Genomic DNA, 21065 nt, shown 5'->3' with positions numbered 1-21065 from the left:
TGAGAGGGTTGTTAGAATAAAACATGAGCGTTTCCTTTTTTGTTTAGATTGAATTTGACACTCATATTCTAAACGGGAAACGCTCACTTTTTATTGTGATTTGTCAGATTTAATCTGATCTTCTACAAATTATTCTTCTACGGTCCAAATGCCGAAGAAATTGCAGGGATCGGAGCTTTAGTTCAAACTCCACTAGACAATGCGATTAAAAAATTATCTGATGTATTTCATACTACTACTGGATATACAAATGGATCTTCAGAAAATCTCTTACAAGATCTACCAGATGTTTCCCCAAAAGATCCTTCTGGAAAGTTTGGTATTGACATCGGCTTCGGCGGCACTCGTGGCGAGATCCAAAAATAATCTTTACCCCTTAACAAATGCCGTTTAAAGCAATTTAGACGGCATTCTTTTGTTCCATTATATAGCAATTGCACAAACTTAATTTTAGTTGTTCTGTAGGGACGCGCTCAGTGTGTCCCTACTTGAAATGATATTTTTGTGTTTGCGAAACAATACCGCTCTTTTGTCTATTTATTATGAAAAAATTTGCTTATTTTCTACCGCTTGTTCCCTTTATTTCTCAAGCTCAAACCATTCATACACCTCAACCGATTTTCTTTGAAGAGACAGGTGTGCCAAAAACGGATACGCCTCAGCTAAAAACGCCACAAAAATCCACCGCACTTTCAACGCCTCAAATTGCTCTAAACGAAGGGGATTCAGTGCAAACAAAACTTGAGAAATTGATTAATTATGGCGTAGTTAATCAGCAATGGGGATTATTGAAACGGTTATTACCCTTATATCAAGAACAAACGCGCTATGATGTTATCCTTTACCGCTATGCCAAAGGGGCAATGCTTCGTGCCGAACGCCTATACCCTGAAGCCATTTCCCTTTATCAACAAATCGTCAATGAAAATCCAACTCTAGCTTATCCACGCTTTGATTTAGGAGTGATGTTATTTGAAAACAAGCAATATCGCCAAGCGAGAATCGCTCTTGAACAGGCAATGCCTGATTTATCCCCACAAATGCAAGGCTTAGCACAACGTTATTTACACGAAATAGAAGCACGTCAAAGCTGGCAAGTGGATGCTGAATTACAGTACACACAAACGGATAATGTAAATAATGCCTCCGCTCAACAAGAGATTATACTTGGCGGACTCCGTTTTCGAAAAGACAAGGAGTCCTTGCCACAAAAGGCGCACGGCTTTCGTTATGGCATAGGGCTAAATCGTGAAGTGAATATTGCAGGAAATCATTTTATTGCCTTCAATAGCTATCTGAATGGTGTACATTTTTGGGATAATCAAGATTACAACGAAAAATCATTGTATGCTGCGTTAGGTTATCGTTATCGATCAGCCTTACAATCTTTCGGAGTTATGCCATTTTTTGAACAAAATTGGTTAGGCTCACCCCGTTATAGTCAAAATTATGGTGTAACTGCAAATTTTCATCAAGAACTGACCGCTCGTTGGTCGGTATCCGGTTCACTTTCTCATACCCAAAAACGCTATGCAGAAACCAATGTTGCCCGCCGACACAATGGCGATATTAATAGTGTAACCCTTTCATTTAGCTATCAAGCCAAACCGAATTGGTTGTTATTTGGCGGTATTGAAGGAAGTGTTGATCGAAGTAAAGATAAAGCGGAATCTTCACTGCGTAGAGGGATCAATATTGGCACTATATGGCAAATAAAGCATTTTGCAATGCGTTTAAGCGGACGCTACGTAAAACGTGATTTTCGGGCGGAAAATTTTTATTTCCCGATGAAAAAGCGGCAAGATAAGGAATATAGCATTAATGCAGCAGTTTGGCATAACAAGTTGCAATGGAAAGGATTTATCCCAAAATTGAATTATCGTTACCGTAACATTGATAGCAACATTCCTGAATTTTATTCACGCAAAACCAGCGAAGTATTTGTGTCGATCGAGAAAAACTTCTAAACATTACAGTCAAAAATGGGGAGATTGTTATCCCCGTTTTTTATTTAGTCCCTCACTGGCTAATTTTGTAAATTTTTGCAAAATCCCAAAATTGCAGGCTTTTTGGTGTATTTTGGGCTATAATCCCTTCTCAATTTAAGATTGTCAAAATCTGTCAAGAACCCCTTGCTATTCTGTACTCAGGAGGACTTATGGTTGCTATTCGCCGCTCACACCTACTCGATCCGACCAATTTTGAATTGGCTAGTTGGAGTGCGGCTTTGAAGATGTCGCCGATTACTTTTGAGGAATTACAGAGCGCTTGGCAGTACGCGCAGGAAAAATTGGACACCGACCAGTTCCACTTAATGTGGTACGGCATTGAAATGGTCGAAATTCTGCACGGGCTGAATATGGATGATGACAGCCTCATCGCCGCCCTACTTTTTCCGTTAGTCAAGCAGCATATTATCGATTTGGTGCAAGTCAAAGAGCATTTCGGCAATCAGGTCAAAAATTTGGTCAAAGGCGTGCTTGAAATGGATAATATCCGCCAGCTCAACGCCAGCCACACTTCTGATCTGCAAATCGACAATATCCGCCGAATGTTACTGGCGATGGTGGACGATTTCCGCTGCGTGGTAATCAAACTCGCCGAGCGGATTGTTTATCTGCGAGATGTGGAACGTTGCAGCGAAGAAGATCTGGTACTTGCCGCCAAAGAGTGTTCCCATATCTATGCACCGTTGGCGAACCGCCTGGGCATCGGTCAGCTCAAATGGGAATTGGAAGATTACTGTTTCCGAGCCTTGCACCCCAAAGAATACCGTCAAATTGCCAAATATGACTTGGCGGAACGGCGGCTCGATCGGGAAAAATATATTGCTAATTTTGTCGCCGATCTGACCGCTTGCTTAAAAGACGAATTGTCGGAAGTCCAGGTTTACGGACGCCCGAAACACATTTATAGCATTTGGAAAAAAATGCAGAAAAAGCATTTAACATTCAACCAGTTATTTGATGTGCGTGCCGTGCGGATTATTGTCCCGACCCTTGAAGATTGCTACACGGCACTCGGCGTTGTCCATACCCAATACCCGCATTTAGCGGAACATTTCGACGACTATATTTCCAACCCGAAACCGAACGGCTACCAATCCATTCATACCGTTGTTTTAGGCAAGGGCGATAAACCTATTGAAGTACAGATCCGCACTCAAAAAATGCACGATGATGCCGAATTAGGCGTAGCGGCGCACTGGAAATATAAAGAGGGGGCGGCGGCAGGTCGTTCCGGTTACGAAGAGAAAATCGTCTGGTTACGCAAACTGTTGGATTGGCAAAAAGATATTGCCGATTCCGGTGATGTGTTGGCGGAAATGCGCTCACAAGTTTTTGATGATCGGGTGTATGTATTTACCCCGAAAGGCGATGTCGTTGATCTGCCGAATAATGCCACCTCTCTTGATTTCGCCTATGCGATTCACAGTGAAATCGGGCATCGATGCATCGGTGCGAAAGTCGCCGGCAGAATCGTACCCTTTACCTATATTCTGCAAATGGGGGATCAGGTTGAAATCATCACCCAAAAAAATCCAAATCCAAGCCGAGATTGGCTCAATCCAAATCAAGGCTTTGTGAATACTGCCAAAGCCCGCTCCAAAATTATTGCGTGGTTTAAAAAATTGGATCGGGAAAAGCACATTCCGATCGGCAAAGAAATGCTGGAAGCGGAAATGGCGAAATATCAGTTTAACTATAAACAGATCGAAGAGTTTGCCTTGCCCCGCTATAATTTAAAACAGCTTGACGATCTCTATGCCAGCATTGGCGGTGGCGATATCCGTCTCAACCAGCTAATGCACTATTTGCAAAACAAACTGGTCAAAACCACTGCCGAGCAAGCCGATGAAGCGGTGTTGAAGCAAGTGGCAAACAAAAACCAAAGCCCAAAACCGCACAAAAACGGCTTTATTGTGGTTGAGGGGGTCGGCAATCTAATGCATCATATCGCCCGCTGCTGCCAACCAATCCCCGGTGATGACATTGTTGGCTATATCACGCAAGGGCGAGGGATTTCCATTCACCGAGCCGATTGCGAACAACTGTTTGATTTACAAAGTAACAGTCCGGAACGGGTGGTCGATGCCGAATGGGGTGAGCATTATGCCACCGGCTTTAGTCTGACGATCCGTGTGATTGCAAACGATCGCAACGGTTTATTGCGTGATGTCAGTGCTATTATGGCAAACGAAAAAATTAACGTACTGGGCGTTTCCAGCCGTACCGACACGAAACGGCGCATTGCCACCATTGATGTGGAAGTCGAATTGAATAATATCCAACTGCTAAGCAAATTGACCGCCCGTATCCTCCAGTTAGATGATGTGATCGAAGCAAAACGCTTGTCAAATTAAAGGAAATAAAAATGAAAAAATTGGTGATTTTAGGTTCAACCGGTTCGATTGGCAAAAGCACGCTCTCCGTGGTCGCACATAATCCGAGCCAATACCACGTCTTTGGATTGGTCGGCGGCAAAAATGTTACCTTGATGACCGAGCAATGCCAACAATTCCAGCCCGAATTTGTCGCAATGGACGATCCTACTGCTGCCAAGCAATTAGCCGATAATCTTCGCCAATTAAAGATCAACAGTGAAGTATTGATAGGGCAAAAAGCGATCTGTGAACTATCTGCGCATCAAGACGTGGATATGGTAATGGCGGCGATTGTGGGGGCAGCCGGTTTATTGCCGACATTAGCTGCCGTGAAAGCCGGCAAACAGGTTTTACTCGCAAACAAAGAGAGTTTGGTAACTTGCGGACAAATTTTCATTGATGAAGCCCGCCAATCCGGCGCAAAATTATTGCCGGTGGATAGCGAGCATAATGCAATATTCCAATCTCTGCCGCCCGATGCGCAAAATAAAGTCGGCTTCTGCCCGCTTGCAGAATTAGGCGTGAGCAAAATCATCTTAACCGGTTCAGGCGGCCCTTTCCGTACCAAGCCTTTAGACGAATTTGCCACCATTACTCCCGCCCAAGCGGTTGCCCACCCGAATTGGTCAATGGGGCAGAAAATCTCGGTGGACTCCGCCACAATGATGAATAAAGGGTTGGAATATATCGAAGCACGCTGGTTGTTTAATGCCAGTGCGGACGAAATGGAAATCATCATTCACCCGCAATCAATTATTCACTCAATGGTTCGTTATATTGACGGCAGCGTAATCGCTCAAATGGGTAATCCCGATATGCGAACCCCGATTGCACATACAATGGCATATCCAAACCGCATTTCAGCGGGTGTTGAACCGCTAGATTTTTTCAAACTCAACCAACTGACCTTTATTGAGCCGGATTTTGCCCGTTATCCGAACTTAAAATTAGCGATTGATGCCTTTGCCGAAGGGCAATACGCCACTACCGCAATGAATGCCGCCAATGAAGTAGCCGTAGCCGCTTTTCTGAATAACGCTATCCGCTTTACCGATATTGCCAGCATCAACCGCACAGTCGTTGAAAATATCGCCCCGATTCAAGTCAGAGAAATTGCCGATGTGATCCATATCGACAAACTGGCTAGAGAACTCGCGCAACAGGCTATTTTATCGGTTTAGGCTAAATTAGATAATAGTGGGATTATAAAATCCTCTATATACAAAAAAACGGTAGAGCCTTATCCGTCAAAGCTCTACCGCAATTTCTTTCAACCAAATTATTTAGTTATCACTTGGGATCACACAAGGACTAGACCATTACAGTGCTAATCCTCATCTACAATAACTCTCTCTTTCTAAATTCCGATTTTAAGCCTCTTCAATCACCCATTCGAACCAATCAATAACATCTTTTTCGTGAATACCGTTTGCAATCAAAATATTGGCTTGTTTGACGGAATCGGGATTATTAGAAATCAACGGATGCCAATCGAATAGCGGTTTACCTTCATAAATCAAGCGGTAAGCGCAGGTTTTTGGTAGCCAGCTAAAATCCGGCAGGTTTTTCTTGGTGAGTTTGGTACAATCCGTTTCCAGTTGGAAGCGATTGGGATAATTGGTGCACTTGCCCGTTTCAACGTCCAATAGATTGCACGCAATGCGGGTGTAATAAAGCCGCTCCCGCTTTCCTCTCCCTTGAATATATTTGCGATAGCAACATTTGCCACAGCCATCGCATAGGGCTTCCCATTCCGCTTCATTCATTTCAAGCAATGATTTCGTTTGCCAAAAAAGCGGGGAGATCGTTGCGTTTTTTTGCAACATTATCGTACAACCACCGCAGTGCCTGTTGCCACAACAATGAACATACCTTTGTTTCCGCCTATTGATTGATAATCAATAGATACGCCGACAACGGCATTTGCACCTTTTTTTCTTGCCTCGTCCGCTAATTCTTGCAAGGCTTCTTGGCGAGAGCTGTTGAGCTTACTTTCATACATACCCGAACGTCCGCCGATAATGTCGGTGATACCCGCAAAAAAATCCCGCACAATGTTTGCGCCGGACACGACTTCTCCAAAAACTAAGCCTTTGTATTCGATAATTTGTTTGCCTTCAATCGTAGGCGTGGTGGTAATAATCATTGAGCTTCCTTATTGAGAGAGTTGTTGTTTCAGAGATTGTAATGCCATTGCACGATGCGAAATACGTTTCTTTTCCGCTGTCTCCAGTTCGGCAAAACTGCATTGTTTCGGTGGATAAAAGAATAGCGCATCGTAGCCAAAACCGTTTGATCCTTTTTCTTCCGTCAAAATTGAACCGGCACACTCACCCATTGCAATTTTGGGGGTCGGATCGTTTTCGTGCTGTAAAAAAACGATACAGCTCACAAATTTTGCCTGTCTATTATCGTACGGCACATTTTCCAATGCTTTGAGCAATTTTTGCCGATTTGCCGCATCATCGCCCTCTACCCCCGCATAACGCGCAGAATATAACCCCGGTGCACCACCTAACGCTTGCACGGCTAAGCCTGAATCATCGGCTATCGCCGGTAAGCCGCTGATTTTACTGGCATAACGGGCTTTGATTAACGCATTTTCGACAAAGGTCAATCCTGTTTCGTCAGGGCTTATAATCCCAAATTCGCTTTGAGCGACCACTTCAAAGCCAAATGCGGACAGTACGTCCGCCATTTCTCTCACTTTTCCTGCATTGCTTGTTGCCAATACAACTTTGATTTTTTTCATCTTCTCACTCCGTTTTGCCAATTTTGGCTCTAATCCGACCGCTTGCTGTCGTATAAAATCGGGTCATTTTCATTTGGGCGGGTTTTAAAGCGACGGTGCAGCCACATATACTGACTCTGCGCCTGCATAATTTCCGCCTCAACCAATCTATTCATTCGAGTGGCAGTATCTACTTCATTTTCACAGGCAGAAAAATCAACCGGAGGGCTAATTTTTACCGTATAGCCGGAAAAATCGGCATTTCGCATCGGTGTAAAAGGCACGACAACGCTTTTCGGCGCAGAGCGTAACAACATTCGTGAACCGGCTGTCGTACACGCCTGCTGCACGGCAAAAAACGGCACAAATACACTGTTTTTGCGCCCATAATCGTGATCCGGCGCATACCAAATTGTTTCGCCTGCCCGCAGTGCTTTAATCATTCCCCGTAAATCTTTGCGGTCGAGCATTGCTTTATTGGAGCGTACTCGCCCACGGAACTGAATCCAGTCTAGTAGCGGATTATCATTCGGGCGATACACCCCGATGCCTTGATGGTGCAACCCCACAATTCTTGCCCCCAACTCTAACGTCAAAAAATGTACGCCGACAAAAATCACCCCGCTATCTGCCGGTTGGTTAAGGTGCTCTAAACCTTCCACTTTTGACCATTTGAGAATACGTTTATCCGACCAAAACCACGCCATTCCCGTTTCAATAATCGCCATTCCGACAGAGAGTTGGTTTTCTCTCAAAATCGCCTCAATTTGTGCATTAGAATAATCGGGAAAGCACAATTCAAGGTTACGGCGGGCGATTGCCATTCGCCGTTTTCCAAATTTTAACGCACCAAACAGTTTCCCCAAACCAATGCCGATTTTGACCAATATCGGATAAGGCAAACACAGCATCAGTCGAAATAGCCCGACAGCGAGCCATAATCCCCAATATTTCGGGTGTAAGAACGCCCGTTGAAACGGCGGTAATCGTTTCTCGTTTTCCATCTTGTTCCTCTTTAATATCAGCAGAGATTATAATCAATAACGCTAAAAAAGTGTTAACTAGATCAAATTTTTACGTTTTACCCGGTTTTTCAGCTTGAAATTATGCGCCAAAAGGCATAACTTGAGGTTATATGAAATCGTCATCAACAAGAGGAAAATGCTATGACAATCAACATTTCAAGCAAACAAATGGATGTTACACCGGCAATCCGCAACCATATTGAAGAGCGTTTGGCGAAACTGAACAAATGGCAAACTCAGTTGATTAACCCGCATTTTATGATCCACAAGCTTCCGAACGGCTATGAAGTAGAAGCCGCGATCGGCACACCTGTCGGAGATTTATTCGCCAAAGCACAAAACGAAGATCTCTATCAGGCGATTAACGATGTCGAACAAAAATTAGAAACCCAACTCAATAAACAAAAACATAAAGGCGAAGCCCGCCGGGCAAATGAGAGTCTTAAAACCTTAAACGAACAATAACCCTAATTCAACGTAATAAGCCCAGCTTGACAACCGGGCTTATTTATTATTCGGTATTTATAAGGCACCACTTAAAATGGTTGTTTCTATATCACTTAGGGATGTAAATTATAAAATTCTTTTAAATCAATTAATTAAATATTAAGTTTCCCAGATTGAAGTATGAGTACGTAAAAATAAAGTATAAAAAGACTAAATTTCAGATTTTATTTTTACACAATGTACTTACTATAAAATACCAAACAGATAATATTTGTCCATAAATTCATTGAGTTGATTATGCCATTTTTACACTTATTGACTATAGCGTTTTGCCTAATCATCTGTCTGATTCCAGTTTTACCCTTTTCCCAATATCTTTCAATTTCGATAAATCTTCCACTAATCTTGCTACATATTCAAGAAAAAGTGCGATCGTTTTTCAAAGGATTTTATGAAAACGACCGCTGTAAGAAAGAATTTTTATTTACGACTTTTTCAGGTATCTGAAAACTATTTCGCTTCTGAAAAATTCAAAATTGCTTCAGGCAAACGCAAGCCGACAATTTCAATGGCTTCTAATTCTTGGCGGAATTGCGCCAATTCTTCTGCGGTAAATTTCACATCGTCTGCGCCTAAATTATCCAACAAATGACGGGCTTTGCTCGTCCCAGGAATTGGCGCGATAAACGCTTTCTGTGCCATTAGCCAGGCCAAAGAAAGCTGTGCAGGCGTACAAAGTTTGCGTTTTGCCCATTTTTGCACAAGCTGGATTAACTTCACATTTTGTTGCATCGCTTCGGGTGTAAAGCGTGGGATAATACCACGCAAATCTTTGCTTGGATCAGCCTCAAAACGGCTGTTCTCGTCCACATAACCAGCCAATGCTCCCATTGCCAGCGGCGACCAAGGCACAAACCCAATCCCTAATTCTTCACAAACGGGAATGACATCTTTTTCACGACCACGGAAAAACAACGAGTATTCGCTTTGTACGGCGGTTAAAGGCTGAATAGCGTGTGCCTTGCGAATGGTTTTCTCGCCTGCTTCCGACAAGCCCCAATTCAAAACTTTGCCTTGTTTCATTAAATCTTGAATAGCGCCAGCCACCTCTTCAATCGGCACATTGGGATCAACACGGTGTTGATAGAGTAAGTCAATACGGTCGGTTTGTAAGCGTTTTAACATACCGTCCACCACTTGTTTGATATGCTCAGGGTGACTGTTTAACCCACCTGTGCGTTTACCTGTTTGCTGATCAATGTCCCAACCGAATTTGGTGGCAAGAACAATTTGATCACGAAACGATTTAATGCCTTCGCCCATCACACGTTCACTTTCAAACGGTCCGTAGGCTTCGGCGGTGTCAAAGAAGGTTACACCGTGATCAAAGGCTTGACGCACCAATCGTACCGCCTGCTCACGACTTGGTTGCGGTACACCGTACATATTTTGTCCCAATCCTTGACAACCTAAACCCAACGAAGAAACCGTTAAATTCCCCAGTTTACGCTGACTTGGGATTTTATCTTGAGAAGAGACCTTATTTGATTTTGCGGTATTGGCAACGGCAGATACCGCCGTTCCGCCTAAACTCAACGCTAATACGGTTAAACCGCCCGTTTTTAATAAATCACGTTTAGATTGATTAACCATTTTTTACTCCTGTCCAAAAAGAATATGGCTATGCCAATCGGTAATGGTGCCGGCTTGAAACTCTACAATCGCCGAACCGTCCGGGCTGTTCGGAATTTCAGGCAGTCTGGTAAAACGAGCATCCCCCGAAAAATGATCGCTCGGTGCAGCCGTCCATTGATGTTGCGTATAAGGCGTAATGATTTGTTCCGCCAAAGCAGACGAAGTAGTGAAAGCAAGTGCGGTGGAAAAAAGGACAGTTTTTTTCATAAGATCTTCTTCTCAATTTAGCCCCAGAGGGGCTAGGATTAAAGAACCTAGCACAGCTCGTGCTAGGTAAAGCGGGTTACAGATTTTTACCAAAGAACCCTGTCAATTTTTCGCTGATTTGTTTTACATATTCAGGTTTCCAGTAGGTTTCGATATGGCTTGCTCCGTCAATTAAAACCAACTCTTTATTTTTTGTGCCTGTGGCTTTGGCAAAGGCTTGTTCCGTCATATAACGGGTGTCTGCGGCTGAACCTGCAATCATCAACAACGGTTGATCAATCAATTCTGCTTGGTTGGTTGCATCCCACGTCATTAAATCCAATAGGCTGCTGGTGGTGTAGCGTGGTGTTGAATTTGGGTGGAAATGGGTTTTTCCGTAATATTCAAATCCTTCACGATACAATCCAGCCGGCATTTGAGCGATTTGTTCATCAGTAATTTTGGTTAAATCCGTATTGGCACTATATTGCACATCGCCTTTGCTTTCTAAAGTACGCGCTTCAGCCACTTGTTTTAAACGCTCTTGAATAGTCGCCACCGCACTGTCATTCATACCATTACTGCGCACCAAATCTGTATTAAATAAGCTCACTGTGGCTACGCTCTTAATGCGTTTGTCGCTTTGTGCCGTTGCAAAGGTGTAGCCATCGCCACCACAAATTCCCAATGCACCGATAGACAATTAATCAAACTTAGGAGTAAAAAAATGATTATGACACATTATATGGAGCTATTAGCTGCCTCGCCTTGGAACCTTATTTTATTTATGGTCATTCCAATGATTATTGGAGAATTGCTTGTTGCAACGGAATTTTTTGCCTTATTCTATAAAGACAACACTAATAATCATTGGAAACATTGGAATAAAATTTTAAGTGTTGTGCTCGGTGTTTATTACACGATTGTAGCCGCTTATGTTGGTTTTATTATCGTACCGACTATTACTGAATGGCGTGGTTGGGTAGATATCGCATCAATTGCATCACTATTATTAGCTACCTTTCCTATTTTTATTATTTTACTCATGGAATTAAAAGTTATTCATAAAAATCTCGTGGATAGTGCAAAAATTAAATTACATGCGGTTTATCTTGTGATTTTCTTATTTGTGAGTCACTTTGCTATGATCTTTGGCATGGCAGATCCTATTTCAGCAGGCTATCAACCCACTACACCAGCAATGACTCATTCAATGCAAATGGATGCTAAACAAATGACAGAAATGCACAACCAAATGATGACGGGCGAAATAACGCCTGAAGAAATGATGAAGAAGCATCAAGAAATGAACCCTAATATGAATATGCCGAATACTCAAGGTGGTCATTCAGAACATCATAAATAATAATTCTGATCACATTTTAAAAAATAATAGTGGATGGTACGTTGGCATATCTCTACTACAAGCAGTAGGATTTTGAGAAAAATTTTCAAATGATAGAATTTTTTCAGATTACTTGACCTTAACCCTAGGTCAAGCTTTAACATTGCGCCATTCCATCTCAATAAAAATAAGGACATCTTATGAAATTACATAAATTCACCCGCTCATTGTTGCTTTTAAGTTTAGGGATAACCGCTTGTGCTCAAGCACAAACACTTTCTATGGAAGTGTGGAAAAGCCAGACTTGTGGCTGTTGTAATGAATGGATCAGCTATATGCAGAAAAACGGTTTTGAGATTAAAGTCAACGAAACAGGCAATTATGATGCTCATAAGCGCTTTAACATTAAAAATGAACACGCCTCTTGCCACACGGCAGTGATTGATGGCTATGTGATTGAAGGACATGTACCTGCTGAGGATATCAAACGTTTACTCGCAGAAAAACCCGATGCAGTTGGCTTGTCCGCACCTGGCATGCCGATTGGTTCACCAGGTATGGACGGTGAAGCATACGGCGGACGCAAAGATCCTTATGATGTTGTTTTAATTAAGAAAAACGGTGAAAGTGAAGTGTTCAAATCCTATAACCAATAGGGGGTGAAAGAATGAAACGTCGAGATTTTTTACGTTATGGAATTGGAATTAGCTTAGCCAGTAGCTCGCTTTATAGCCTTGCGAATATGATGAACCACGCACAACATGGCAATATGGCGATGATGCATTCAGTACCTACTGGCCTAATGCCAACTGAGGCAATGCCTTCAGGTTTATCGCTTAATGGGATATTGCCAAAACTTGCTAATCAATCGACTCAAGCAGGGCTATTCAAAGCCACTTTAAAAGCAGAGCCAATTAAAATTCGCCTCACAGACAATAAAGAAACGGAATTTTGGGCTTATAACGGACAACTACCAGGGCCACAAATTGAAGTATTTGAAGGCGACACCGTAGAAATTGAATTTATCAATCACCTACCACAACCCTCAACAGTACATTGGCACGGCTTAGATGTACCAAATGAGGCGGATGGTAACCCGATGGATATGGTTGAACCGCAAGGGAAAAAAGTCTATCGCTTTACGCTACCTCAAGGCAGTGCTGGGACATATTGGTACCACCCTCATCCACATGACCATGTTTCCGAACAAGTCTATAAAGGCTTAGCAGGCACTTTCGTTGTTAAAGCGAAAAATGATCCGCTTGCACACCTTCCTGAACAACATTGGGTGATTTCCGATCTGCGTTTAAATGCCGATGGCACCATTCCAGCAAACACGATGTTAGATTGGATGAACGGTCGTGAGGGTGAATTTGTGTTAATCAACGGTCAATATCAGCCCCAGATTCAAGTGAAAACGAATGAACGAATCCGTCTTTGGAATGCCACTAGCGCTCGTTATTTTCGTTTAAACATTCCAGGGGTGAAATGGATTGTGGTGGGTACCGAAGGTGGTTTACTTGAAAAACCTCGCTCGCCTGTTGATGAACTGCTACTTACACCAGCCGAACGCGTTGAAGTGATTATGGTGGGTGAAACGCAAGGAACAGTCAATTTACAAAGCGGTTATTATGATCGCCGTAAGATGATGGTTCAAGAACAGCCTAAAGATCTCACTTTAGCCACAATTCAGGTGAAATCAGAACCTGTTCAGTTACCTGAAAGCTTAAGGTCCTTGCCTAACTGGGATGAGCCAAAGCAGGTTCGCCAAATTCGCTTTAGTGAAAAAATGATGAACCATACGAATATGCCGATGATGAATCACGGTACACATCACGCTACTACAACACCAACGGACAACCCTATTCCACCAATGATGAATGGTATGTTCTTAATCAACGGTCAAACCTTTGATATGAACCGTATTGATTTTGTTACCAAATTGAATGAAGTGGAACAGTGGGAAATCTTCAATGAAAGCCATATGGATCATCCATTCCATTTACACGGCACTCAATTTGAAGTAATTCAACATACGTTAAACGGTAAAACCTTTAAGCCAGAAGGCAGAGCGTTAAAAGATGTGGTTAATTTACGCCCTTATGAAAAAGTGATTATTCGCTTTAAGCAAGGACATACTGGGTTGAAAATGTACCATTGCCATATTTTAGAACATGAAAATCTCGGTATGATGGGGATGTTTAAAGTGGAATAGTGGTATCTAACTATAAAAATAGAGGGATTTTCGTGAAAATTTGTAAATTGCGAAAATCCCTCTGCTTGTCATTATTTATTCCAACGGTTTAACAACGCAACAAGTGAGAGCATCACAGGCACTTCAACCAATACACCGATAACAGTGGCTACATATGAACTTATTTAATAACCTATCTGGTAATTCACTTTCCGGTTATATAGATAATATTTTATGGTCTTGATGCTTTAATAAAAGTGAGTATTTTCTTCTCTTGGTTTTTTATGATTTATTTTTACAAAATTTAATTATTGATCTGCCCCCAAAAAGTTAGACTACGTTAATTCAAGGACTGAGTTCTGTATTGCACAGGGCTTAGCCCTTTTAGTCTCACTTGAATACGCTCGTGATTGTAATAATGAATATATTTGTGAATAGTTTGTTCGAGTTGCTCAAATGTTTCAAATCGTTTACCAAAATAACATTCCGTCTTCAATCGCCCGAAAAAGCTTTCCATCGCACTGTTATCCAAGCAATTTCCTTTTCTTGACATACTTTGCACGATGCCATTTTGTTTCAATATCGCCTGATAACCTGCCATCTGATATTGCCATCCTTGGTCGGAATGTAAAATCAGGCTTGCTCCTTGCGGGAGCTTTGCGACAGCTTGTTTCATCATTCGCATTATTTGCTCAAAGTTTGGGCTTCGGGCAAGGTCATAGGCGATAATTTCGCCATTAAATAAGTCCTTAATCGGCGAAAGATAAAGTTTGCCTTCCGCACATTTAAACTCGGTAATATCCGTGACGAGCTTTTCATTTGGAGCGTTTGTGTGAAAATCCTGTCGCAATAAATTCTCGGCAATTTTACCCACTTCGCCTTTGTAAGAACGATATTTTCTCTGCTTACATTTTCCTTTTAAATCAAGCTGTTGCATTATCGCTTGCACACGCTTATGGTTAATTGCACCGAACATTTTTCGCAATGCTAACGTAATACGACGATAGCCATAATTGCCGTCATTTTTGCGATAAATCTCAACAATTTCCTGCCTAATTGCCACATTTTTATCAATTTTAAGCTGTAAATGATAAAAGAATGAACAGCGTTTTAAACCTGTTAAATGGAGTAATATTTCCAAGGAAAAATTTACCCTCAACATTTTCATGATGGCTACTTTTTCCGCATTTTTGCTTGGTTGAGTTCCCGCAACTTTTTTAGGTAAGCATTCTCCGCTTCCAGTTCCAAAATCCGATAACGCAAGCGTTCTTCTTCGGTTTTGGGGGGGGGAGGCATTTTCGGGTATTTCGGTTTCATTGCTGGTCGTCCTTTCGGCTTTGGAAATAAGCCGTTTATACCTTGTTTTTCAAAGGCTTGCAACCACTGGCTAATCACCCCTGAATTAGCAATACCAAAATGCAGACAAGCACTTTCTGCAGAAAATTGCCCCTTTTTGACCGCTTGTATGACGGTTAATTTAAATTCTGGGGAATATTTTTGCTTCTTACCCAGTACGGCTAAACTATTGATTCCATTATAGTTATATTGCGAAATCCAACGACGTAGCGTGGAGGCTTTAAGCTGAAATTGCTGGCGAGTGAGTGAGCAATTTTTCCCGTTTTGGAGAAAAAATGCGATCACTTCTTGTTTGAAAGATTGGTTGTATTTCGTCATAAAAAATCTGCACCTTAATCAGTTGGTTTTTAGTCCAACTTTTGGGGTGCAGATCAGACGCTCACTTTGTCGCCGATTTGAAATTCGCCAGCGTCATCGCCCACCGCCACGACCACGCCTGCCCCTGCATAACCCAAAGTCGCAGGGAACACAGAGTCAATCACATACGCCCCTTCCCGATACATCATCTCGGCACGGTTTAGTCCCAAAGCGTGCATTTGGATTTGCACTTCGCCCGATTTTGGGGCGGGGATTTGTACATCAACGATTTGCAGGACATCAGGCGAACCTGTTTTTGTAAATTGGATTTGTTTGGTCATTTTTTTACCTTATTTATGAAATGGAATGAGCGTATTTTAATGTATTGAAATTAGGATAAGAATAGCGAAAAATGGGAAGTGGTTTTTTGGATTTGGAAAGGTGGCTTCGGACAATTAAAAAACATTTCAATCACACTTGAAATATTGAAATTTCTTGTTATAATTACGCCTATGAATACGATACAAGCAAGCAAACTCTTTGAGAGCCTGTCTTCTCCGATAAGACTGGCGATTTTTCAACAACTTACCGCCGCAGGCAGTACTGGCATGATTGCTGGCGACTTGGCAAAACAGCTTAACCTTGCCCCGAATAATGTGTCTTTTCATCTAAAAAGCCTGTTGCATTCGGGGCTTGTGCGTGTGGTGCAGGAAGGACGGCACATGCGTTATTTTGCCGAGCTGGATTTGATGATGGCATTGACCCATTTTCTGACCCAAAACTGCTGTTCTCAAACAGGCGAATCTTGCCAGTGATTTTCAGGCAGCCTGAAAAATTATTGCCAAATATTTCTATATTTCTTGAAAGATTGGAGTAACTATGAACATTACCATTTATCACAACCCAAACTGCGGTACTTCACGCAATGTGCTGGCACTCATCCGCCACGCTGGTATTGAGCCACAAGTGATTGAATATTTGAAAAATCCGCCAAGTGAAACGACTTTGCGTAATTTAATCAAACGCATGGGCATCACGCCCCGCCAGTTACTTAGGACGAATGTAGTGCCGTATGAAACGCTTGGTTTGCAAAACGAAAAGTTAAGCGATGACGAACTCATTTCCGCCATGCTTCGTGAACCGATTTTAATCAATCGTCCGATTGTGGTGAGCGAAAAAGGCGTGAAATTATGCCGTCCGTCCGAAACAGTTTTGGCATTTTTACCGCCTTTTGCGATCCCGTTTGTCAAAGAAGACGGCGAAATTATTAATCATAAGGAGTAAATCATGGGGTTGTTTGAACGTTTTTTAAGCCTTTGGGTGGCGTTGGCGATTGTGCTGGGCGTGGTTTTGGGTGTTTGGTTGCCCAATGTATTTCAATGGGTTGCATCTTTGGAAGTGGCTCATGTGAATTTGCCTGTGGCGATACTGATTTGGCTGATGATTTATCCGATGATGATTCAGATTGATTGGTCGGCAATCAAAGACGTGGGCAAAAAACCAAAGGGCTTATTTTTAACCTTATTTATCAACTGGTTGGTCAAGCCGTTTACGATGGCGGTGTTCGGCTGGTTGTTTTTTCGGGTGTTTTTTGCAGGTTGGGTGGACGCACAGTCGGCACAAGAATACATTGCCGGCATGATTTTGCTGGGTGTGGCACCGTGTACGGCAATGGTGTTTGTGTGGTCGCAACTGGTCAAAGGCGACCCCAATTACACTTTGGTGCAGGTTTCGGTCAATGATTTGATTATGATTGTGGCGTATGCCCCGATTGCAGGCGTATTGCTCGGCGTAAGCGACATAGAAATTCCGTGGAATACCTTGATTTTAAGCACGGTTTTGTATGTGCTGTTGCCCTTGCTGGCAGGCTGGCTTACCCGCTCTTATTTACAAAAATCGGGTAAATCGGTGGCACAATTTTCAGGCAGCCTAAAACCCTTTTCCGTGATGGGCTTGATTTTGACGGTGGTGTTGCTATTCGCCTTTCAAGCCCAAACCATTATTGCCAACCCTTTGATTATTCTGCTGATTGCTATTCCCCTGCTGGCACAGACTTACGGCATTTTTGCCTTGGCTCACGTTTTGGCAAAATGGCTCAAATTACCACACGAAATTTCCGCCCCTGCGTGCTTGATTGGCACGAGTAATTTTTTTGAATTGGCGGTAGCGGTGGCAATTTCTTTGTTCGGTTTGCATTCTGGGGCGGCATTGGCAACGGTGGTCGGTGTGCTGGTGGAAGTGCCTGTGATGCTCTCGCTGGTGTGGTGGATAAACCGAAAATCGCTGGGGAATAAAGGGGTGTAGGTTTTTCAGGCACCCTGAAAGTTATTTTGCAAAATTTAAAAATAAAAACACCGCTTGAACATCAATCCAAACGGTGTTTTAAATTAACTGACTTTTAATTCCGCCCAAGCCCTTTTGATGATTTCTTGACTGGCTTGTAATGCCAAAAATGCCAAAACAAACGCCACAATTAAATCAGGATATTTTGATTGAAAAAAATAAACTGCCATACCCGCCAAAATTACCGCCACATTACCAATCGCATCGTTTCGGGAACACACCCACACACTGCGGACATTGCTGTCGCCATCACGAAATTTTAATAATATCAACAATGCCGACACATTGATCAATAACGCCAAAAATCCCACAATGCTCATTTCAGAATAACTGGGCATTTCCCCATAAAACACACGATAAATGGTTGTCATTAAAATAAATAAACCAAAACCGCCCATCGTTAGCCCCTTAACCATAGATGCTTTGGCTCGGTAACTTAACGCCATTGGCAAAACAATCAAACTTATCAAATAATTGGCACTGTCGCCCAAGAAATCCAAACTGTCCGACAACAGCGAAGTTGAACCTGATTTAACCCCCATCACAATTTCCACAAAAAACATTGATAAATTTAATATCAAGACAATCCACAAGGCTTTTTTGTACTTGGGCGATTGATGAATGGGCTGATTTGAACCACAACAATTTTGGCACGCCATTTTTTTTGCTCCTGTTTTAAGATGAAATTTCCTATACTATAAACTCCGTAGTCATTACAGGGTCAAGCCAAAATGTCAAAATTTTTTAAAATAAAACAAGCCAGTGAACAAACAGGCGTACATTTGGAAACCATTCGTTATTATGAAAAACAAGGCTTAATCGCCCCTACACATCAACAAAACGGCTATCGTGTGTTTGATGAAAATCAGTTAGAACAATTACGCTTTATTAAAACTTGCCGTAATATCGGTCTTTCTTTAAGTAACATCAAAACGCTGTTGCAATTACAACAAACGCCTAACAAACAATGCAATGAAATCAATGCACTTGCCGAGCAACATTTGGCATATTTGGACGAACAAATCACAGAACTACAACAAGTTAAAACTTTTCTAATGCAATTTGTGGGTTGTGAAAATAAAACAGTTGATAAGTGTCAGATTATTCAAGGTATTAAAGAAAAAGAATAGCGGAATATTTTTCAGGCAGCCTGAAACCTTTTTCCATTATGGGTTTGATTTTGACGGTGGTGTTGCTGTTTGCCTTTTAAACCCAAACCATTATTGCCAATCCCTTGATTATTTTGCTGATTGCCATTCCCTTGCTGGCACAGACTTACGGCATTTTTGCCTTGGCTCACGTTTTGGCAAAATAGCTCAAATTACCACACGAAATTTCCGCCCCTGCGTGCTTGATTGGCACGAGTAATTTTTTTGAATTGGCGGTGGCAATTTCTTTGTTCGGTTTGCACTCGGGGGCGGCATTGGCAACGGTGGTCGGTGTGCTGGTGGAAGTGCCTGTGATGCTCTCGCTAGTGTGGTGGCTTAATCGGCAGGTAAAATAACGATGTGCCGTCTGAAACTTATTTTTCAGACGGCATATTTACCTTAAAACAATCAAACCTTTACCAAAATCTTCCCAATCTGTGCATTGCTTTCCATATAACGGTGAGCTTCCGCCATTTCATCAAAAGCAAAAACTTTGTCAATTTCTGGTTTTAATTGACCGCTTGCTAAGCCGTCAAACACGAATTTTTTCGCTTGAGCGAGTTTTTCTGGTACGGTAGTGATTTCAAACAATTCATAGCCTCGCACGGTTAAGTGTTTGCCTAAAATTGGGAACACAGGCACGGCGATATCATCGTGGCTTAATGCACCGTAGATGATGTATTTGCCGTCTTGTGTCATTGCGTTGATAATTTTTGCTGCTTCTTTGCCACCCACAGGGTCGAACACCAAATTCACGCCTTTGCCGTTTGTAATTTCTAGTAATTTAGCCGTAACGTCATCTTCTTTGGTGGCAATCACAAAATCCGCCCCTTTCTGTAAAAGCACATCGCCTTTGGCGTGCGTGCGAGACAGAGCAATCACGTTTGCCCCTTGCATTTTGGCGATTTGAATGGCGGCAATGCCTACCGAGCTGGTCGCTCCGCCCAATACAACAAAATCGCCTTTTTGCACCTTGCCAAATTCAATCAAACCGCCGTATGCGGTTACAAACATCATCCAACTGGCAGCCGCTTGCTCCATCGTCAGATTTTCAGGGTGTTTTACCACTGCGTGAACAGGCATATTCACGAGCTCGCCATAAGTGCCGTATCGTTGCCGATATTCATCGGCAAGTTTAGAGCGTTTCGACCGTGAACGCTGCATTGCAGTGGAAGCAGATTTAGCCTTAGGGCAAACCATCGGCACCGCATTATCTCAAATCAACGAGCTACAGATAATGCAAAACCTGCCTGACGGCGTGCGCGTGCCATCATCGGGCGATGCGGAAATGATGGACGAAATGTTCAGCCAATTCGGCTTTGCTATGGCGTCTGGCGTAGCGATGGTGTTGTTAGTGCTGGTATTGTTGTTCAAGGATTTCTTGCAACTGCTTACCATTTTGACCGCACTTCCGCTCTCTATTGGCGGCGCAGCAGTTGGCTTGCTCGCCTACGGTGCAGCGTTGGATATGTCTTCTGTGATCGGCATTTTGATGTTAATGGGCATCGTAACTAAAAACTCCATTTTGCTGGTGGACTTCGTGATAGAAAAACGTCAACAAGGAATGATACGCCATCAAGCCTTAATTCAATCGGGTTCGGAACGTGTCCGCCCGATTTTAATGACCACCATTGCAATGGTAGCGGGAATGATCCCGGCCGTGTTTGCCAGCGGTGCAGGCGCGGCATTTAGAGCACCTATGGCAATCGCTGTCATTTGTGGTTTAATCGCCTCAACCTTGTTGAGCCTAGTATTTGTGCCTGTAGTTTATTCCTTAATGGATGACCTCAGAGAATGGCTAGCCCCGAAATTAGCCAAATTAACATCAGTAACACCGGAGGATAGAATCCCAAGAAGAGAAGGATAATCTTTTTGAAAAAATACTGTTTGAAATTTAAATTTCAAACGGTATCT

At 42.6% G+C, this 21065-nt stretch carries 23 protein-coding genes and 1 pseudogene; 13 read left to right on the top strand and 11 right to left on the bottom strand.

Going from position 1 to position 21065, the window contains the following annotated elements; translation table 11 throughout:
• Positions 1 to 542: 542 nt before the first annotated feature.
• From E4T80_RS05525 to ispC, 3 genes are all read left to right on the top strand, one after another.
• On the top strand, positions 543 to 1967 hold the full coding sequence (locus E4T80_RS05525; protein WP_135055824.1) for a surface lipoprotein assembly modifier: 1425 nt from the start codon (positions 543 to 545) through the stop codon (positions 1965 to 1967).
• Positions 1968 to 2158: 191 nt separating this feature from the next.
• A complete protein-coding gene (relA, locus tag E4T80_RS05520; protein ID WP_135055821.1) occupies positions 2159 to 4363 on the top strand; it encodes a GTP diphosphokinase in 2205 nt (734 codons plus the stop codon).
• 11 nt (positions 4364 to 4374) lie between these two features.
• The gene (gene ispC, locus E4T80_RS05515; RefSeq protein ID WP_135055818.1) at positions 4375 to 5565 is read left to right on the top strand and encodes a 1-deoxy-D-xylulose-5-phosphate reductoisomerase; all 1191 of its coding nucleotides are present in this window, start codon (positions 4375 to 4377) and stop codon (positions 5563 to 5565) included.
• A gap of 189 nt (positions 5566 to 5754) precedes the next feature.
• Here the strand turns inward: ispC and E4T80_RS05510 are convergent, their stop codons facing one another.
• From E4T80_RS05510 to E4T80_RS05495, 4 genes are read right to left on the bottom strand one after another with little or no spacing between them, the layout of a single operon-like run.
• Positions 5755 to 6210, bottom strand: a complete 456-nt coding sequence (locus E4T80_RS05510) for a YcgN family cysteine cluster protein (protein WP_135055815.1) — start codon at positions 6208 to 6210, stop codon at positions 5755 to 5757.
• Complete coding sequence (locus E4T80_RS05505; protein WP_135055812.1) at positions 6210 to 6530, bottom strand: YbjQ family protein; 321 nt, start codon at positions 6528 to 6530, stop codon at positions 6210 to 6212. Before E4T80_RS05505 ends, E4T80_RS05510 begins: the two co-directional genes overlap by 1 nt.
• A gap of 9 nt (positions 6531 to 6539) precedes the next feature.
• Positions 6540 to 7136: an RdgB/HAM1 family non-canonical purine NTP pyrophosphatase gene (rdgB, locus tag E4T80_RS05500; protein ID WP_135055809.1), complete on the bottom strand. Its 597-nt coding sequence runs from the start codon at positions 7134 to 7136 to the stop codon at positions 6540 to 6542.
• Between the two features lie 29 nt (positions 7137 to 7165).
• Positions 7166 to 8119 carry a Kdo(2)-lipid IV(A) acyltransferase gene (locus tag E4T80_RS05495; RefSeq protein WP_135055806.1) on the bottom strand — a complete coding sequence of 318 codons (954 nt, stop codon included), beginning with the start codon at positions 8117 to 8119 and terminating at the stop codon, positions 7166 to 7168.
• Positions 8120 to 8281: 162 nt separating this feature from the next.
• On the opposite strand from E4T80_RS05495, the gene hpf reads away from it, so the two are divergent.
• Positions 8282 to 8605 (top strand): ribosome hibernation-promoting factor, HPF/YfiA family, encoded by a 324-nt coding sequence (hpf, locus tag E4T80_RS05490; protein ID WP_047977422.1) that lies wholly within the window; start codon positions 8282 to 8284, stop codon positions 8603 to 8605.
• 492 nt (positions 8606 to 9097) lie between these two features.
• Here hpf and E4T80_RS05485 read toward each other — a convergent pair whose 3' ends face one another.
• The 3 genes from E4T80_RS05485 to E4T80_RS13115 form a co-directional block, all read right to left on the bottom strand.
• Complete coding sequence (locus E4T80_RS05485) at positions 9098 to 10240, bottom strand: aldo/keto reductase (RefSeq protein ID WP_077473742.1); 1143 nt, start codon at positions 10238 to 10240, stop codon at positions 9098 to 9100.
• Positions 10241 to 10243: 3 nt separating this feature from the next.
• On the bottom strand, positions 10244 to 10489 hold the full coding sequence (locus E4T80_RS05480) for a cupin domain-containing protein (RefSeq protein WP_194186315.1): 246 nt from the start codon (positions 10487 to 10489) through the stop codon (positions 10244 to 10246).
• Between the two features lie 76 nt (positions 10490 to 10565).
• On the bottom strand, positions 10566 to 11171 hold the full coding sequence (locus E4T80_RS13115; protein ID WP_228064784.1) for an alpha/beta hydrolase: 606 nt from the start codon (positions 11169 to 11171) through the stop codon (positions 10566 to 10568).
• A 24-nt stretch (positions 11172 to 11195) separates the two neighbouring features.
• On the opposite strand from E4T80_RS13115, the gene E4T80_RS13110 reads away from it, so the two are divergent.
• From E4T80_RS13110 to E4T80_RS05450, 3 genes are all read left to right on the top strand, one after another.
• Positions 11196 to 11834 (top strand): DUF6803 family protein, encoded by a 639-nt coding sequence (locus tag E4T80_RS13110; RefSeq protein ID WP_228064783.1) that lies wholly within the window; start codon positions 11196 to 11198, stop codon positions 11832 to 11834.
• Positions 11835 to 12013: 179 nt separating this feature from the next.
• Positions 12014 to 12469, top strand: coding sequence for a DUF411 domain-containing protein (locus E4T80_RS05455; protein WP_077478543.1), 456 nt, complete (start codon positions 12014 to 12016; stop codon positions 12467 to 12469).
• Between the two features lie 11 nt (positions 12470 to 12480).
• Positions 12481 to 14028 (top strand): multicopper oxidase family protein, encoded by a 1548-nt coding sequence (locus E4T80_RS05450; RefSeq protein WP_135055800.1) that lies wholly within the window; start codon positions 12481 to 12483, stop codon positions 14026 to 14028.
• A 319-nt stretch (positions 14029 to 14347) separates the two neighbouring features.
• Here E4T80_RS05450 and E4T80_RS05445 read toward each other — a convergent pair.
• Together E4T80_RS05445 and E4T80_RS05440 are read right to left on the bottom strand one after the other, a co-directional pair.
• Positions 14348 to 15681, bottom strand: a protein-coding gene (locus E4T80_RS05445) for an IS3 family transposase (protein WP_135055797.1) whose coding sequence is annotated in 2 segments (ribosomal slippage) — positions 14348 to 15228 and positions 15228 to 15681 — 1335 coding nt in all. Because the reading frame shifts where the segments join, the coding sequence is not laid out codon by codon here.
• A gap of 53 nt (positions 15682 to 15734) precedes the next feature.
• A complete protein-coding gene (locus E4T80_RS05440) occupies positions 15735 to 16001 on the bottom strand; it encodes an alcohol dehydrogenase catalytic domain-containing protein (protein WP_228064781.1) in 267 nt (88 codons plus the stop codon).
• Between the two features lie 171 nt (positions 16002 to 16172).
• Between E4T80_RS05440 and E4T80_RS05435 the strand changes: the two genes are divergently transcribed.
• The 3 genes from E4T80_RS05435 to arsB all read left to right on the top strand — a co-directional run bounded on the left by E4T80_RS05435 (position 16173) and on the right by arsB (position 17964).
• The gene (locus E4T80_RS05435; RefSeq protein ID WP_014550505.1) at positions 16173 to 16475 is read left to right on the top strand and encodes an ArsR/SmtB family transcription factor; all 303 of its coding nucleotides are present in this window, start codon (positions 16173 to 16175) and stop codon (positions 16473 to 16475) included.
• A gap of 64 nt (positions 16476 to 16539) precedes the next feature.
• Positions 16540 to 16944, top strand: coding sequence for an arsenate reductase (glutaredoxin) (gene arsC, locus E4T80_RS05430; RefSeq protein ID WP_047977621.1), 405 nt, complete (start codon positions 16540 to 16542; stop codon positions 16942 to 16944).
• A 3-nt stretch (positions 16945 to 16947) separates the two neighbouring features.
• Positions 16948 to 17964 carry an ACR3 family arsenite efflux transporter gene (arsB, locus tag E4T80_RS05425; protein WP_047977622.1) on the top strand — a complete coding sequence of 339 codons (1017 nt, stop codon included), beginning with the start codon at positions 16948 to 16950 and terminating at the stop codon, positions 17962 to 17964.
• An 83-nt stretch (positions 17965 to 18047) separates the two neighbouring features.
• Here the strand turns inward: arsB and E4T80_RS05420 are convergent, their stop codons facing one another.
• The gene (locus E4T80_RS05420) at positions 18048 to 18662 is read right to left on the bottom strand and encodes a cation diffusion facilitator family transporter (protein WP_010907412.1); all 615 of its coding nucleotides are present in this window, start codon (positions 18660 to 18662) and stop codon (positions 18048 to 18050) included.
• Between the two features lie 72 nt (positions 18663 to 18734).
• Here E4T80_RS05420 and E4T80_RS05415 point away from each other — a divergent pair, with 72 nt between their 5' ends.
• Both E4T80_RS05415 and E4T80_RS13105 read left to right on the top strand, forming a co-directional pair.
• Positions 18735 to 19133, top strand: a complete 399-nt coding sequence (locus E4T80_RS05415; RefSeq protein ID WP_010907411.1) for a Cd(II)/Pb(II)-responsive transcriptional regulator — start codon at positions 18735 to 18737, stop codon at positions 19131 to 19133.
• A gap of 14 nt (positions 19134 to 19147) precedes the next feature.
• Positions 19148 to 19507: pseudogene (locus tag E4T80_RS13105) on the top strand (arsenical-resistance protein); the annotation flags it as partial.
• 52 nt (positions 19508 to 19559) lie between these two features.
• Here E4T80_RS13105 and E4T80_RS05405 read toward each other — a convergent pair.
• Positions 19560 to 20315, bottom strand: a complete 756-nt coding sequence (locus E4T80_RS05405) for a zinc-dependent alcohol dehydrogenase family protein (protein WP_122983418.1) — start codon at positions 20313 to 20315, stop codon at positions 19560 to 19562.
• Between the two features lie 4 nt (positions 20316 to 20319).
• On the opposite strand from E4T80_RS05405, the gene E4T80_RS05400 reads away from it, so the two are divergent.
• Positions 20320 to 21018, top strand: coding sequence for an efflux RND transporter permease subunit (locus E4T80_RS05400; RefSeq protein ID WP_233437163.1), 699 nt, complete (start codon positions 20320 to 20322; stop codon positions 21016 to 21018).
• The last annotated feature ends 47 nt before the right edge of the window (positions 21019 to 21065 follow it).

Origin of the sequence: Muribacter muris, assembly GCF_004569585.1 — a bacterium.
Taxonomy (GTDB): Bacteria; Pseudomonadota; Gammaproteobacteria; order Enterobacterales; family Pasteurellaceae; genus Muribacter; species Muribacter muris.
The sequence above is the reverse complement of the archived record's forward strand: the minus strand, read 5'-3'. Positions and strand labels throughout refer to the sequence as shown.